The organism is Actinospica durhamensis, from assembly GCF_018139695.1.
Lineage (GTDB): Bacteria > Actinomycetota > Actinomycetes > Streptomycetales > Catenulisporaceae > Actinospica > Actinospica durhamensis.
The window spans coordinates 1-15,002 of record NZ_JAGSOG010000223.1; the positions used below are offsets into that span (position 1 = coordinate 1).

General features: G+C 70.6%; 10 protein-coding genes and 1 pseudogene. 9 read left to right on the forward strand and 2 right to left on the reverse strand.

Going from position 1 to position 15,002, the window contains the following annotated elements; genetic code table 11:
* Positions 1-269: pseudogene (locus tag KDL01_RS30710) on the reverse strand (hypothetical protein); the annotation flags it as partial.
* 489 nt (positions 270-758) lie between these two features.
* Between KDL01_RS30710 and KDL01_RS43945 the strand changes: the two are divergent.
* The 9 genes from KDL01_RS43945 to KDL01_RS30755 all read left to right on the forward strand — a co-directional run bounded on the left by KDL01_RS43945 (position 759) and on the right by KDL01_RS30755 (position 14,316).
* A complete protein-coding gene (locus tag KDL01_RS43945; protein ID WP_212532159.1) occupies positions 759-1,694 on the forward strand; it encodes a carbohydrate ABC transporter permease in 936 nt (311 codons plus the stop codon).
* A 16-nt stretch (positions 1,695-1,710) separates the two neighbouring features.
* On the forward strand, positions 1,711-2,583 hold the full coding sequence (locus KDL01_RS30720) for a carbohydrate ABC transporter permease (RefSeq protein WP_212532160.1): 873 nt from the start codon (positions 1,711-1,713) through the stop codon (positions 2,581-2,583).
* A 169-nt stretch (positions 2,584-2,752) separates the two neighbouring features.
* Positions 2,753-4,051, forward strand: a complete 1,299-nt coding sequence (locus tag KDL01_RS30725) for an ABC transporter substrate-binding protein (protein WP_212532161.1) — start codon at positions 2,753-2,755, stop codon at positions 4,049-4,051.
* An 88-nt stretch (positions 4,052-4,139) separates the two neighbouring features.
* Positions 4,140-5,201 carry a LacI family DNA-binding transcriptional regulator gene (locus KDL01_RS30730; protein ID WP_212532162.1) on the forward strand — a complete coding sequence of 354 codons (1,062 nt, stop codon included), beginning with the start codon at positions 4,140-4,142 and terminating at the stop codon, positions 5,199-5,201.
* A gap of 143 nt (positions 5,202-5,344) precedes the next feature.
* Entirely contained in the window at positions 5,345-7,567 is a 2,223-nt protein-coding gene (locus tag KDL01_RS30735; RefSeq protein ID WP_212532163.1) for an alpha-galactosidase, read from the forward strand.
* A complete protein-coding gene (locus KDL01_RS45545; RefSeq protein WP_212532164.1) occupies positions 7,564-10,116 on the forward strand; it encodes a carbohydrate-binding protein in 2,553 nt (850 codons plus the stop codon). The genes KDL01_RS30735 and KDL01_RS45545 overlap by 4 nt, the downstream gene beginning before the upstream one ends.
* Before the next feature lie 104 nt (positions 10,117-10,220).
* The gene (locus KDL01_RS30745; RefSeq protein WP_212532165.1) at positions 10,221-12,392 is read left to right on the forward strand and encodes an alpha-galactosidase; all 2,172 of its coding nucleotides are present in this window, start codon (positions 10,221-10,223) and stop codon (positions 12,390-12,392) included.
* A gap of 253 nt (positions 12,393-12,645) precedes the next feature.
* Positions 12,646-13,485 carry a DUF3761 domain-containing protein gene (locus tag KDL01_RS30750; RefSeq protein WP_212532166.1) on the forward strand — a complete coding sequence of 280 codons (840 nt, stop codon included), beginning with the start codon at positions 12,646-12,648 and terminating at the stop codon, positions 13,483-13,485.
* Positions 13,486-13,536: 51 nt separating this feature from the next.
* Positions 13,537-14,316 carry a nucleotidyltransferase domain-containing protein gene (locus tag KDL01_RS30755; RefSeq protein ID WP_212532167.1) on the forward strand — a complete coding sequence of 260 codons (780 nt, stop codon included), beginning with the start codon at positions 13,537-13,539 and terminating at the stop codon, positions 14,314-14,316.
* On the opposite strand, the gene KDL01_RS30760 is transcribed toward KDL01_RS30755, so the two are convergent.
* Positions 14,279-14,914, reverse strand: coding sequence for a LysE family translocator (locus tag KDL01_RS30760; RefSeq protein WP_212532169.1), 636 nt, complete (start codon positions 14,912-14,914; stop codon positions 14,279-14,281). The two genes, KDL01_RS30755 and KDL01_RS30760, sit on opposite strands and share 38 nt — an antisense overlap.
* Between the last annotated feature and the right edge of the window lie 88 nt (positions 14,915-15,002).

Sequence of the window (15,002 nt, forward strand, 5' to 3'; positions counted from 1 at the left end):
GGCTGCGCGGGGACGGGCGCGGCCGCGGGTCCAGGGCCGTAGGAATTGGCGGCGCCGTACGCGCCGTCACCGCCCGCGCCGTAGCCGCTGCCGTTGCCATAGCCGTCGCCGTAACCGTTGCCGCCCACCTTCGGCATCTGCGTGGTCACGTCGTCGGCGGACGCCGCGCGCCACGCGTTGGCCTCGGGCGTGGGCGCCTGCCCGCCGTCCGCACCGTCAGCGCCGCCGAACCAGCCGTCCGGCGCTCCGTTCCGATACTCGCCACTCACCGCTCTGCCCCTCCTCCTGACACGCCTTCGTCCACCTAGACGCGTGAAACCAGCAGAACGTTACGGCAAGAGTCAAGTGACTCTTGGCACACTCCCACCCGTAAGGAAAATGGCCAGGTCAGCGCGAGGTCCGCGAAACAGAGAAAAACGGGTGCGGGCCGCGCCCGGACGGTTCCGGTACGTGCGCAGAGTACTGACTCGGTCGACGGGTCTGCGGACCACCGGGCCCGCCGCCGGGCCCCGCCGAGGGCCCGCCGAGGGCCGCCGCGACGGTGCGGGGCGTCGGCGGACCGCGCCGCGCAAAGCGTTGCCGGGCAAGGCAATCGGCTCCATGAGAATCCGCCGGATCCGAGGCCGGACCCTTGACAGCCCAATCCTGTTACCGCTAACTATTTCCCTGTCCGCACATGCGCAGCCCGGCACCCCCCGTCGCAGCGCATCGAACCCATCCCTTCCCCATCTCGACGGCGCCGTCCAGGAGGAAAAATTGTGAGCGCTAACATAGCCGTCACGGGCGCGGCCTCACGATCGCGGGCGGCACGGCGCAACCGACGCACCCGCACCACGCTCGAGGCGTACCTGCTGATCGCGCCGAGCCTGTTCGGCTTCGTGGCCTTCCTGGTCGCCCCGGTCGTCATCGTGTTCGTGCTCAGCCTGTTCAGCTGGAACCTGATCGGCTCGCCGCAGTTCGTCGGGCTGGCCAACTACCGGCGGATGTTCACCGACAGCCAGTCCTGGCACGCGCTGCTCAACACCGCGTACTACGTCGTGCTCAACATCCCGATGCAGACCGTGCTCGCCCTGCTGCTCGCGCTCGCGCTGAACCGGAAGATGCGCGGGTCCAAGCTCTTCCGGGTCGTGTTCGTGCTGCCGTGGATGGCGATGCCGGTGGCCCTCGGCGTGATCTGGAACTGGTTCTTCGACCCGCGCTCCGGGATCATCGACCACGTCATCTCGCTGCTCGGATTCACCGGGCCGAACTGGCTGACCTCGACCACCTGGGCGATGCCGGTGATCGCCTCGGTCAACGTCTGGCAGTACACCGGCTACACCATGCTCTTCCTGCTCGCCGGGCTCCAGGCGATCCCGCAGCAGGTCTACGAGGCCGCGTCGCTGGACGGGGTCAACGCGGTGCAGCGGCTGTTCCGGATCACCCTCCCGCTGCTGCGCCCCGCCCTGTTCTTCGTCCTGGTCACCAACGTGATCGGCTCGTTCCAGCAGTTCGACACGGTGTTCGTGATGACGCAGGGCGGGCCCGGCCAGTCCACCACGACGATGAACTACTACATCTACCAGCAGGCCTTCCAGCTCTTCCACGCCGGATACGCGGCCACGCTCTCGATCCTGCTGTTCGCGGTGATCCTCGTGGTGACCTTCGTCCAGTTCCGGTACTTCCGCAAGCGCACCATCTACGACTTCAGCTGAGAAGGAGGCCTTCCCCATGACCCCACGAGCCAAGACCCCACGAAACTCCGGGCAGCGCGGCGGGCACGTGCTGCGGCGGATGCGCGCGAGCACCGTCTACCTGCTGCTCTCGATCGGCGCGCTGGTCTCGATCGCGCCCTACCTGATGACGCTCAACGCCGCCTTCAAGCCGCAGTCCACGCTGCTGTCCACCCAGGCGTGGACCCCGGCGGTCCCGGCCACCTGGTCGAACTTCACCGCCCTGTGGTCGCAGTACGACATGTCCGGGTTCATCGTGCACACCGCGGTGGTGGCCGGCACGATCACGCTCGGGCAGCTGGTGTTCACCACCTTCGCCGCGTACGCCTTCGCCCGGCTGGACTTCCCCGGCCGCGAGCCACTGTTCTGGGGCTTCATCGCGATGATGATGGTGCCTCAGATCGTGACGCTGATCCCGCTGTTCCTGATCATGAGCCACCTGAACCTGATCGACACCTACCGGGCGCTGATCCTGCCCTACGTCTTCGGCACGCCCTACGGCATCTTCCTGGTGCGCCAGTACTTCCAGACCATCCCGGCCGATCTCGAGGCCGCCGCGCGCATCGACGGCGCGGGCACCTGGACGATCCTGCGCCGGATCATGATCCCGCTGAGCAAGCCGATCCTGGCCACGCTCGCCACCATCACCTTCGTCAACACCTGGAACAGCCTGCTGTGGCCGCTGATGGCGACCAGCAGCGAGCGGGACGAGGTGGTCACCGTCGGCATCGCCGCGCTGCAGGGGCAGTTCGCTTCCGAACTGCACATCCTGCTGCCGGCCGCGGCCGTCGCGCTGCTGCCGCTGGTGGCGATCTTCCTGCTGTTCCAACGCCACATCGTCCGGTCGATCGCACTGACCGGCCTGAAGTAACACCCCGCACCGCAGCACCGCCGCACGACCCGCACCGCTGCACGACCCGCACGGAAGCAACCCTCGCACCTTCCTTTCCCTCACCCCAGCACCGCCACAGAGAAGTGGACGAACCCTCATGTTCCGACGTGCCAGAAAGCCCCTCGCCGCAGCCGCCGCCCTCGCGTCCGTGGCCGGACTGACAACCGCCTGTGGCGGCTCGTCCGGCAGCGGCGGAGTCGTGAACCTGACCTACATGATCTGGCAGACGAGCGAGGAGGCCGCCTACCAGAAGTCGGTCGACGTGTTCGAGAAGGCGCACCCGGACATCCACGTCACCATCGACCTGGTGCCCTGGGCCCAGTACTGGGCCAAGCTGCAGACCTCGGCGGCCGGGCGGAACATGCCGGACCTGTTCTGGGACCACCTGGAGTACCTGCCGGAGCTGGCCAAGGACGGCATCATCACCAACCTCGCGGCCGACGTGAAGTCCTCGAAGATCGACCTGAGCCAGTACAGCCCCAAGCTGCTCGCGCAGTGGGAGAACAACGGCGTCATCTACGGGCTGCCCAAGGACTGGGACACCATCGAGACCATCTACAACGCCAAGGACCTGGCCACGGCCGGGATCACCCCGGCACAGCTGGGCTCGCTGAGCTGGAACACCACCGACGGCGGCACCTTCGTGCAGGCGCTGGAGAAGCTCACCGTCGACAAGAACGGCAAGCACCCGAACCAGGCCGGGTTCGACGCGGGCCACATCAAGCAGTACGGCATCGCGCTCGAGGCGCCCAACGGCCAGCAGGACTGGTGGGACTTCGGCGTGCAGAACGGCTGCGCGCTGCAGTCCAAGGCCTACGGCACCTGGACGGTGAACTCCACCGCGTGCGTGCAGGCCATGCAGTTCGAGCAGGACCTGATGTACAAGTGGCACGTCGCGGCGCCGGGCACCATCACCAACACGCCGAACGGCGCCCAGCTGCCCACCATCCTGGCCCAGAACACCGCCGCGATGACCTTCGACGGCGACTGGGACCTGGACACCTACGAGAGCTCCCTGCCGGCCGGCAGCTGGGGCGTGGCCACCATGCCGACCGGCCCGGCCGGCAGCGGCACCGTGTTCAACGGCCTGACCGACGCCGTCTACGCCGGCACCAAGCACCCGGAGCAGGCCTGGGAGCTCGAGGAGTGGCTCGCCTCGGCCGCCTCGGAGAAGATCGTGACCGACACCGGCACGGTCTGGGCCGCGATCCCGAGCCTGGACAGCGGCTTCATCGCCGCGTGGAAGGCCAAGGGCATCGACGTCTCGGCCTTCTACCAGGGTTCGCAGGGCACGACGATCGGCTACCCGCTGACCACCGCGGGCACCGCCTTCACCAACGTGGTGCTCAAGGACATGAACCAGGTCTGGCTGGACCAGATGTCCCCGCTGGCCGCCGCGAACGACATCACCTCGGTGTCCAACGCCGCGGTCGCCTCCGGGGACTGACCCCCGCAGTACCGGTCTCCCGCCCCGGCCCGGGGCGGGAGACCCGGCCCGATTGACTTCGAGCCCGCGCAGTTCGGACAATGACCACGTGACAGGGAGCGGTAACATCAGTACCGGAACCTCGACACCGCCCGACCGGGGCCCGGCCACCAGCATCTGGGAGGTGGCCCGCGCGGCGGGCGTCTCGCACCAGACCGTGTCCCGGGTGATCAACGGCAAGCCGCACGTCAAGGCCGAGACCCGGGCCCTGGTGCTGGCCACCATCGAAGAGCTCCGCTTCACCCCGAACCGGGCCGCGCAGGCGCTGGCGGGCGGCCCGGTGCGCTCGGTGACGGTGCTGACCGCCGACACCGCCGCGTACGGCTACGCCTCGGCCCTGCGCGGGATCGAGGAGGCGGCGCGCACGGTGGGGTTCACCGTGGGCATCAGCGTGCTGGAGCCGGACGCGGTGCTCGGCGCGCAGGAGGTGATCGAGCGCCTCTCCGGCGGCCGGGCCGCAATCGTGATCGCGTTCGAGGCGGCCGGGACGCGGGCGCTGGCCGCGCTGCCGCCGGACTATCCCGTGGTGGGCGTGGTGGAACGGCCCGCGGCCGGCCACGCCTCGGACGGGCGGCCGCAGGTGTGGATCGACGACCGGGAGGCCGCCTCCCGCGCCACCCGCCACCTGCTCGGGCTCGGCCACCGCAGCGTGCACTACCTGTCCATCCCGTCCTCCACGCAGGTGCTCAGCCAGCGCACCCAGGGCTGGCAGGACGCGCTGACCGCGGCCGGACGCCCGGTGCCGCCGCTGCGCTCGGCCGGCTGGACCCCGCGCTCGGGCTATCTGGCGGCGCGTGAGCTGGTCGCGGACCGCGAGGTCACCGCGATCCTGGCGGGCAACGACGATCTGGCGCTGGGCGTGCTGCGCGCGGCCCGCGAGGCCGGGCGGGACGTGCCGGGGAACCTGAGCGTCATCGGGTTCGACGACGCCCCGCAGTCGGCGTACCTGGCACCCGCGCTCACCAGCGTGCGGCTGGACTTCGAGGGCCTTGGCCGGGCCGGGTTCGGGCTGCTGCACAACCTGGTCGACCCGCAGTCCGCGCCGGTGCCGAGCACCTGGGCGGAGCCCGAGCTGATCCTGCGCGAGAGCAGCGGCCCCGCGCCGCGCTGAGTCCGCCCCGCCGCATCCGCCCCACCGCATCCGCCCCACCGAGTCCGCCCGACCCGAACCCGCCCGAAGACGAGTCCGTGCGCAGGGTTCGTTGCCGGGCACCCCGTTTCCGCACACCGTTACCGCTCACATAGGGGATGGTCATGGCACTGGTCACGCACGTCGCCGAGCACCGGCTCTGGGTCCTGACGGCAGCGCAGTCGTGCTACGTGCTGCACCTCGACTCCGACGACCTGCTGCGGACGGCGCACTGGGGCCGCGCGTTGACCGCGGCCCAGGCGGTCTCGCTGCTCGACTACGCGCCGCCGCGTCCGCGCAGCTGCGAGGACGCGCGCGACGGGCTGCTCGATCTCGACCCCGACGGCGGGCTCAGGTACGGCCACGCGGGCCTGCAGGTCCGGTTCGCGGACGGGACACGGGATCTGGAGCTTTCCTTCACCGGCGCGCACGTACTTCAGGACGAGCCGGACGGCGCGGCCGCCGAGCTCGTACTCTGCTTCGCCGACGCGCACTATCCGCTGAGTGTGAACGCTCACTATCGGGTGCGGCGGGACACCCCGGCGATCGAGCGGTGGCTCACCCTGCGCCACACCGGCCCGGTCGGCGGCGCGCCGATCAGCGTCGTACGCGCGGATTGCGCCTGCTGGGTGCTACCGGAACTCGAGGACTACCGGCTCAGCCACGCCCACGGCCAGTGGGCCGCCGAGGGCACCGTCCAACGCAGCACCCTGGCCTACGGCGAGACCGTGCTCGGCAGCCGCCGCGGCGTGACCGGCCACCAGGCCGGCCCGTGGGCGATGGTCGACGCCGGATCCGCCACCGAGGAGCACGGCGCGGTCTACGGCGCGGCGCTCGCGTGGAGCGGCAGCTGGCAGCTCGTGGCGCAGCGCCTGCCGAGCGGGCGGGCCAGCCTCTCACTCGGCGCCGGGCACACTCCCGCGGCGTTCGACCTCGCCGCCGACACCCAGTACGTCACCCCCTCGAGCCTAGGCATATATACCGAGGGCGGATTCGGTGCGGCCAGCCGTGCCTGGCAGGACTACGTACGCCGCTACGTGCTCCCTCACCCGGACGAGTTAAGGCCGGTGCTCTACAACTCCTGGGAGGCTACGGAATTCGACGTAACCCTCAAGGGGCAGATGGCCCTGGCCGAGCGGGCCGCGGCGATCGGCGTCGAGCTGTTCGTCATGGACGACGGCTGGTTCGGCGCCAGGACGAGCGACGCGGCCGGACTCGGTGACTGGTACCCGAATCCGGAGCGCTTCCCGGACGGCCTGACCCCGCTGATCGAGCACGTCCACGGCCTCGGCATGCGGTTCGGCCTCTGGATCGAGCCGGAGATGGCGAACCCGGATAGCGACCTCTACCGCGCGCATCCGGACTGGATCGTGCACCGGCCGCACCGGACCCGCACCCGGCAGCGCGGGCAGCACGTGCTCAATCTCGCGCTCCCGCAGGTGGCCGACCAGGTGCATCAGGCCATCGACACACTACTGCGCGAGAACGCGATCGACTTCCTCAAGTGGGACATGAACCGCTCGCTCACCGAGGTCGGGCCGCTCGACGGCCGCACCGACGACGGGCTCTGGTTCGACTACGTCACCCACCTCTACCGCATCCTCGACCGGCTGCGCGCCGACCACCCGGCGCTGCGGATCGAGTGCTGCGCGAGCGGCGGCGCGCGCCTGGACCTCGGCATCCTCGCCCGCACCGACCAGGTCTGGGCCTCCGACAACACCGACGCCGCCGACCGCAGGCACATCCAGCACGGGTACACGCAGATCCATCCGGCCGGGACCATGGGCGCCTGGATCACCGACTCGCCGAACCCGTTCACCGGCCGGCGCACGCCGCTGGAGTACCGGTTCCACGTCGCGGCGGCAGGCGTGCTGGGCATCGGGCTCGACCTCTCGGCGCTCGACGAGGAGGAACTCGCCCGGGTCGGTGAACTGGTCGCCGCGTACAAGCGGGTGCGCCCGGTCGTCCAGCACGGACGCCAGTACCGGCTCGGCGGTCCGGACCAGGCGCTGCACGCGGTGCAGTTCCTCGCGGACGCGGTGATGAATACGGACACTGCCGCCACGAACGCGCCGGCCGCCGAGATCGTCGTACTCGTCTACCGCGACGCCCGCCGCCACGGCCAGCTCGAACCACCCCTGCCGCTGCGGGACCTCGACCCGCAAGCGCTCTACCGGGACGCCGCCACCGGCCGCGAGCACCACGGGGCCGTGCTGCTCGCCCGCGGCCTACCCCTCGAAGACCTGCCCGCCGGAGATCACGCCAGTACCCTGATCCACCTCCGGCGGGTCGGAACCCAAGAAAGCGAAGTGGAACCCCCCACCTCCCACGATGGAGTGAGCGAGTGACCAGGAAACCCACGCACGCCACCCTGCGGGCCGCGACCGCGGCGCTGCTCGTCGCCACGGCGGCCACCGCGTCCGCCACCACCGGCGCACTGCCCGCCTCGGCCGCCGCGTCCACCTTCACGGTGAACCTCGGCACCAGCACCGGCGCCGTGATGCACGGCGCCACCGGAGCCCTCTACGGGGTCTCCGACGCCGGCGTCCCGAGCGCCAACCTGATCAGCCCCCTGAACGTCACCACCATCGCCCAGGGCCCGCCCGGGGACACCCAGCACCCCAACGGCGACGCCGGCAAGATCTCCGCGTCCTTCATGCAGGAGGACTCCAGCGGCAAGATCCTGGTGTACCTGCAGGACATCTACTCGTCCTGGCCGTACCCGACCGAGACGCTCTCCTCCTACGAGTCCACCGTCAACACCATCATGGCCGCGATCGAGGCCAGCCCGCAGCGGGCCGACTTCGAGATCGTGCCCTTCAACGAGCCGGACCAGCAGTGGTTCGACCTCGGCGGCGGGTCGAGCTACTACAGCACCTTCTACACCTGGTGGGACGACCTGTACGCGGAGATCGAGGCGGACGACCCGGGCGCGGTGATCGTCGGCCCGAACGAGTCCGGCTTCGACTCCTCGTTCATGCCCGCCTTCCTCGCCCACGCCAAGTCGGCCGGCGACCTGCCGGGCCTGATCAGCTGGCACGAGCTGTCCACCAGCAGCCTGACGAACTTCGCCTCGCACTACTCCGCCTACCGCGCGGACGAGACCGCGGCCGGCATCACCACGCCGATCCCGATCGACATCGACGAGTACGGCACCGACCTGGACCTGTCCTCCCCGGGCCAGCTCGTGCAGTGGATCGCGATGTTCGAGAAGGCCAAGGTCTACGGCGACATGGCGTACTGGGACATCGCCGGGAACTTCGACGACCTGGCGACCGGGCAGAACACCCCGACCGGCGCCTACTGGCTGTACTACTGGTACGCCCGGATGACCGGGAACACGGTGTCGGTCACCCCGCCCTCGCCGAACACGGCGGACACGCTCCAGGGCGTGGCCTCGTACGACACGGGCAAGGACCAGGCCCAGGTCATCCTCGGCGGATCCTCGGGCGCGACGAACACCGTCGTCAACGGCATCTCCTCCAGCGTATTCGGCTCGTACGTGACCGCGACGGTCGAGGAGACGGACTGGTCCGGCTTCGCCGGGGCCGGGGCGACTCCGCAGGTGATCTCGCGGACCACGTACTCGACCTCGTCCGGCTCCATCACCGTGCCGCTGACGAACATGAACGCGATGTCGGCCTACCGCATCGTGCTCACGCCCTCGAACGTCTCCTCGGCCACCACCCCGACCGTGCCGTCCTCGTCCACGTACTACGCGGCCAACGCGTCGATCACCGACGGCACCGTGTACACGCAGACCGGCTACGCCACCGCCGACGGCGAGGACGTCGGCTCGCTCGACGCCTCGGACAGCGCGGTCACCTTCACCGTGTCCGCCCCGGCCGCGGGTTCCTACAACCTCAAGATCTTCTACGGCAACGAGACCGGCACCGTCGCCCAACAGGCCCTGAGCATCGACGGCGTGGCACAGGAGTTCGTCGACTACCCGGCGACGCTCAACTGGCTGTGGCGCAACTACGTCACCGTACCCGTCACCCTCACCGCCGGCACCCACACCATCAAGCTGGCCGTGAGCAACTCCACGCTCGGCACCTCGATCGGCCAGGCGACGCTGGATCAGATCATCCTGACCGCGGCCTCCTCGGCGGCGACCGCGTACGAGTCCGTACTCGGCCGCACCTCCGGCTCGGTCAGCTACAGCTATACCTCCTCGGACGGCACCGGTGAAGGCACCCTCGGCCTCGCCTCCGGCGCCTCCTCCACCGTGGACGTGTACGCGCCCAGCAACGGCTTCTACACCACCACCATCCGCTACGCCACCAGCGGCAGCATGACGCTGACGGCGAACGGCGAGCCGGTGGCAGGCGCGTCGCTGCCCTCGACCGGCGGCTCCATCACCACCGCGTCCGCGTCGGTCTTCCTGCAGGCGGGCCTGAACCCGGTCACGGTGACCGCGAACGGCGCCGGCTCGGTCCAGGACGTCCTGGTCGCCGCCGCGCCGAGCAGTACCGGCACCACCTACCAGGCCGAGAGCTCGGCCAACACCCTGGCCGGCACGGCCGCGGTGACCTCGGACACCTGGGCCTCCGGCGGCGCGTACGTCGGCTACATCGGCGACGGCGCGGCCAACACGTTGACCTTCAACGACGTCTCCGCGGCCAGTGCGGGCACGTACATGCTCGTCATCGCCTACGCGAACGACGACACGGCGGGCTCGGGCAACTACAACGCCAACATCGAGTCGCGCTGGGCGCAGATCTCGGTGAACGGAGGCAGCGCCACCACGGAGGTGTTCGCCAACACCTACAGCTGGCACGGCTACCGCACGGTGGCCATGCCGATCACCTTGGCGGCCGGGGAGAACACGATCTCGTTCGCGAACTCCACCGGTTACGTCCCGAACATCGACTACATCCAGGTAGCCGCCCTGTAAGGGACTCCGGCGAACTCCGCCGACCCCGGGTTCCCCCCGCCCGTGCCCTGCGGGGGGAACCCGGCCCCACTCGTAGCGACAGCGAAAGCGACGGACCGACCGACATGATCATCACCTACGGGGACACCCTCGAGCTCGACCTGCACTGCGCCGAGGGCGAACCCCCGCGCCTGGTCGCGCTCCGGCACGCGGGCGCCACCCTGGCCGCCGAACCGCAGGACGCCGCGATCCGCCGGATGCTGCCGCTCACCCACGTCGAATTCGCCGGGCACACCCGCGAGACCAACTCCAAGCGCCACATCGGCGGCGTGGTCGGCACGCGCCTGGTCTACACCGGCCACCGCGTGGTCGAGTCCGAGGCGCCCTCCGGCTCGGCCCGCGAAATCCTCGAGGTCACCGCGCACGATCCGGTCACCGGCGCCGACGTCGTCACCTGCCTGGAACACCACCCGGGCATCGCCGCGATCCGGGCCTGGTCCCGCATCACCGCGGGGCCCGCCGAACCACTCGTGCTGCTGCACGCCACCTCCCTGCTGGTGCCCGGCGCCGTCCCGGTCGCCGACGGCCGCTGGGAGGAGCGGCTGACCGTGTGGAGCGCGGCGAACCCGTGGTGCGGCGAGGGCCGCTGGTCCGGCCGCACCCTGGCCGAGCGCGGCCTGAACCCCGTCGCCCCGCCCGACGCGAAGAACCGGATCTCGCTGGCCTCCACCGGATCCTGGTCCAGCGGCGAGCACCTGCCGATGGGCGCGCTGGTCGACGAGCAGACCGGCCGCGCGCTGCTGTGGCAGATCGAGCACAACGGCTCGTGGGCCTGGGAGATCGGCGACTTCCACGACGCCGGCGTCTACCTGGGCCTGTCCGGACCCTGCGACGCCGAGAACCAGTGGTCGACGCTGCTGGGCCCGGACGAGACCTTCACCACCGTCCCGGTCACGATCGCCGCGTCCACCCGGGGGATCGAGGGCGCGGCGGCCGAGCTGACCCGGCACCGCCGCCGGACCCGCCGCAGGCACACCGACCACCGGCAGCTGCCGATCATCTTCAACGACTACATGAACTGCCTGTGGGGCGACCCGAGCACCGAGCGCCTGCTCCCGCTGGTGCAGGCGGCGGCCGAGGCGGGCGCGGAGTACTTCGTCATCGACGCCGGCTGGTACGACGACACGGCCGGCTGGTGGGACAGCGTCGGTGACTGGCTGCCCTCCACCGTGCGCTTCCCCGGCGGCCTCGAGGCGGTCGTGGACCAGGTGCGCGCCCTCGGCATGAAGCCCGGCATCTGGCTGGAGCCGGAGGTCGTGGGCGTACGCAGCGAGGCCGCGCGGACGCTGCCGCCCGAGGCGTTCTTCACCCGCGCCGGAAGGCGGCTGACCGAGCGCGGCCGCCACCAGCTCGACCTGCGCCACCCGGCGGCCCGCGCGCACCTGGATGTGGCGGTGGATCGGCTGATCGAGCAGTTCGGCCTGGAATACCTGAAGTTCGACTACAACATCGAGATCGGCCCCGGCACCGACCACGACGCCCAGAGCGCGGGTGACGGCCTGCTCGGCCACAACCGCGCGTACCTCGAGTGGATCAATGCCCTGCTCGACCGGCACCCGGGCCTCGTGGTGGAGAGCTGCGCCTCCGGCGGCCTGCGCACCGACCACGCGATGCTGGCCACGGCGCAGCTGCACTCGGTCACCGACCAGACGGACTTCCGGCTGATCCCCGCCATCGCCGCGCCCGCACCCCTCGCGGTCACCCCCGAGCAGACCGCGGTGTGGGCGTATCCGATCCCTGAGAGCACCGACGAGGAGACCGCGTTCACCCTCGCCGGCGCGCTGCTGGGACGGATCCACCTGAGCGGCAGGCTCGACCAGCTCCGCCCCGAGCAGACCGCGCTCGTGCACGAGGCGATGGCCGCCTACCGCGACCTGCGCCCGCACCTGCCCGTCTCCGTCCCGCACTGGCCGCTTGGCCTGCCGGCCTGGCGCGACGGCTGGACCGCGCTGGCCATGGAGATCGCGCCGGAGACGGACGCCGACTCCGGTCCTGCCGAAGCCCCCGCCGCCTACGTCCTGATCTGGCGCCGCGACTCCGAGCAGTCCGAAGCCACCCTCCCGCTCCCCTGGCTCACGCCCGTCGCCGACACCGATCCGATTCTCGTCGCAGACGTCGCATTCCCACTGTCCAGCAAGGCCACCACCGCCTGGAACCCCGCCGCACGCGAGTTGACCGTCACCCTCCCGAACACCTGGTCCGCCGTGCTGCTGCGCCTCACCGTCGCGCGGTCCTGACCCAGAAGCCGCAGGAGCAGCGCCGTCACGGGGGGCGGCGCTGCTCCTGCCTTACGACTCGATCCGCGTTGGTCGTGCTTGGTCGCCGTTGATCGTGCTTGGCCGTGCTTGGCCGTGCTTGGTTGCAAGTTGATGAAGACATGACGATCTCTTGACGAAACGCGCACGCTCACCGATAGCCTCGCGCCCGTGGAAAAAGCAGGCGCTGCCACCTGCCGCTTCCGCCGCAGAGAACGCATATAAGGGGGCAATCATGAGCAACGACAACCCGCCGCGCCGGCCGCAGCCGCCGAACACCTGGACTCCGCCGCCCCTGCCTCCGCGTGCCGCGCCGCGGGCGTCCACTCCCCCGCCGCCGGGGCGCCATCAGCAGTCGGGACGGCCCTGGCACAAGCGGACCCTGATCGTGACGCTGCTGCTGATCGCCTTCTTCCCGGTGGGGATCGTCCTGGTGTGGCTGCGCCGGGACTGGACCGTGCGGCGCCGGAGCATCATCTCCGCGGCCACCGCCGTCTTCGTGGTCTACGCGCTGGCGACGCAGAGCCCTGCGCCCACGCCGATCCAGCTCAACCCGACCGCCGGCAACAACTCCGCCGGCCCGCTGTGGACCGCGTCCGCTTCGGCCTCCGCCGCCTCCCCGGCAACCTCTCCCTCCGCGTCGCCGTCGTCGTCCCCGTCGCAGTCCCCGTCCCTCTCGCCCTCGCCGTCGCAGCCCACGACCACGACGCCCAGCCCCGCGAAGTCCACCCGCGCGGCCGTCGTGGCCCCGGCCACCACGACCACCGCACCGCACACCACGCCGACCACACACAAGCCGAGCACTCCCGCTCCCGCGACCAGTTCCGCGCCGACGCACCAGGCTTCCGTCTGCGGCGCGCCGAGCAACCCGTGGGGCTACAACTTCTGCGGCACCGGCAGCCACATCACCAGCCCGAACGCCGACGTCTGCAGCTACTTCGACTGCATCGCGAGCTTCTGGAAGGGCCGCGGCTACATGGTCGAGTGCAACGACCAGACCTACAGCATGTCCGGCGGCATCCGCGGTGCCTGCTCCGACCACGGCGGCGAGGACCGGGCCGTCTACAGCGGCTGAGCCGGCGCGCCCGCACAGACACATCCGCCAACGCGTCGATGATGGTCTGCCGTGGATGACTTCCGTCGGATCGCCCTGGAGGCGGCGCAGAGCTTGTGCCGTGCGTGCCTGGAGAACCTGCGATCGCCCGTTGCCTCGGTGATTCTGCACGGTTCCCTCGCGACCGGCGACTTCGTGCCTGGCCGCAGCGACATCGATCTGCTGATCGTGGTCGAGCACGCGCTGGCGGACGAGGAGATCGAAGCGTTGACCTCGGTCGTGCGAGGCGCGGACCTCGGCGGCGCGGCGGGCATCGATCTGCTCGTCGCGACCGCCGAAGTGTGCAGGGCGCCGGCACCCCGCCCCGCGCTCGAGTTGCTGGTCGGCCGCTACCCCGGCGGCGTCCCTGACTTCGAGGTCGACGCCAGGGTCGAAGAGTCCGCCGATCTCCTGCCCGAGCTCGCGATGGCGCGGGACTCGGGACGCGCGCTGCACGGTGCCGCCCCGAACGAGGTGATCGGCGTGGTCCCGCGCACGTGGATCGAGGAGCGCGGCAGGTACTGGCTGGGCAGGTGGCTGACATTGGCCGACGATGCCGACAACGCCGCGTTCATGGTCCTGACCGCGTGCCGGATGTGGCGGTTCGCGGTGGAGGGCACGCACTGCTCGAAGTCGGACGCCGCCCGCTGGGCGCTGGCGCGCGAGCCCTCGCTCAGCGCGATCGAGCGGGCGCTGCGCCTGCGTGAGGAAGACGCCCGGGAGCCGATCGCCGAGGACGACGTCACCGCCGTCCTCAGCGCCGCGCTCAGCGAAATCAGCGCTCTGCGGCCAGACGTACCCCCAGCCCGATGAACACGCTGCCGGTCGCCACGTCAAGGCGTCGCCGTGCCCGCTGCCGGCGGCTGAGCCAGTGTCCGATCCGGCCCGCGAGGACGCCCACGGTGCCGTCGACGAGGAATTCGAGTGCGATGAAGACCGCGCCGAGGATCACGAACTGCAGCCAGACCCGGCCGAGGCGCGGATCGACGAACTGGGGCAGGAACGCGATCGTGAAGGTGACCATCTTCGGGTTCACCAGGTTCGTCAGCAGCCCGCGCAGATAAGCCACCCGCCCCGATATCCGGCTGCCGTCCGACGCGTCGAGCTCGATGTGGTCTTCGCCCCGGTGCCGGATCGCCCGCACGCCGAGATAGACGAGGTAGGCGCCGCCCGCGATCCGCAGCGCGGTGAACGCGGTCGGCGCGGCCGCGAAGAACGCCGACAGCCCCGCGGCGGCCAGCGTGATGTGGATGATTTCGCTGGTCGCGACCCCGGTGGTGGCCAGCAGGCCGGCGCGCGGGCCGCCCCGCATGCCGCACGTCAGGATGAAGAGCATGTCGGGTCCGGGGCTGATCATCGCGACGGACGTGGTGATGAGGAACAGGACGAACAGGTGCTCGTTGACGGGCATGGGCCGATGCTCTCCACGGGCCCGGCGAGCGGTCAAGCGGGAGTCGGAGTGCGATACGGCTAGGCCGTCCCCGCCCGTGTCCCAGCCA

Coding starts and splice junctions, on each gene's coding strand:
- KDL01_RS30760 (WP_212532169.1), bottom strand. CDS start 14,914: ATGCCCGTCAACGAGCACCTGTTCGTCCTGTTCCTCATCACCACGTCC.
- KDL01_RS30745 (WP_212532165.1), top strand. CDS start 10,221: ATGATCATCACCTACGGGGACACCCTCGAGCTCGACCTGCACTGCGCC.
- KDL01_RS30750 (WP_212532166.1), top strand. CDS start 12,646: ATGAGCAACGACAACCCGCCGCGCCGGCCGCAGCCGCCGAACACCTGG.
- KDL01_RS30735 (WP_212532163.1), top strand. CDS start 5,345: ATGGCACTGGTCACGCACGTCGCCGAGCACCGGCTCTGGGTCCTGACG.
- KDL01_RS30720 (WP_212532160.1), top strand. CDS start 1,711: ATGACCCCACGAGCCAAGACCCCACGAAACTCCGGGCAGCGCGGCGGG.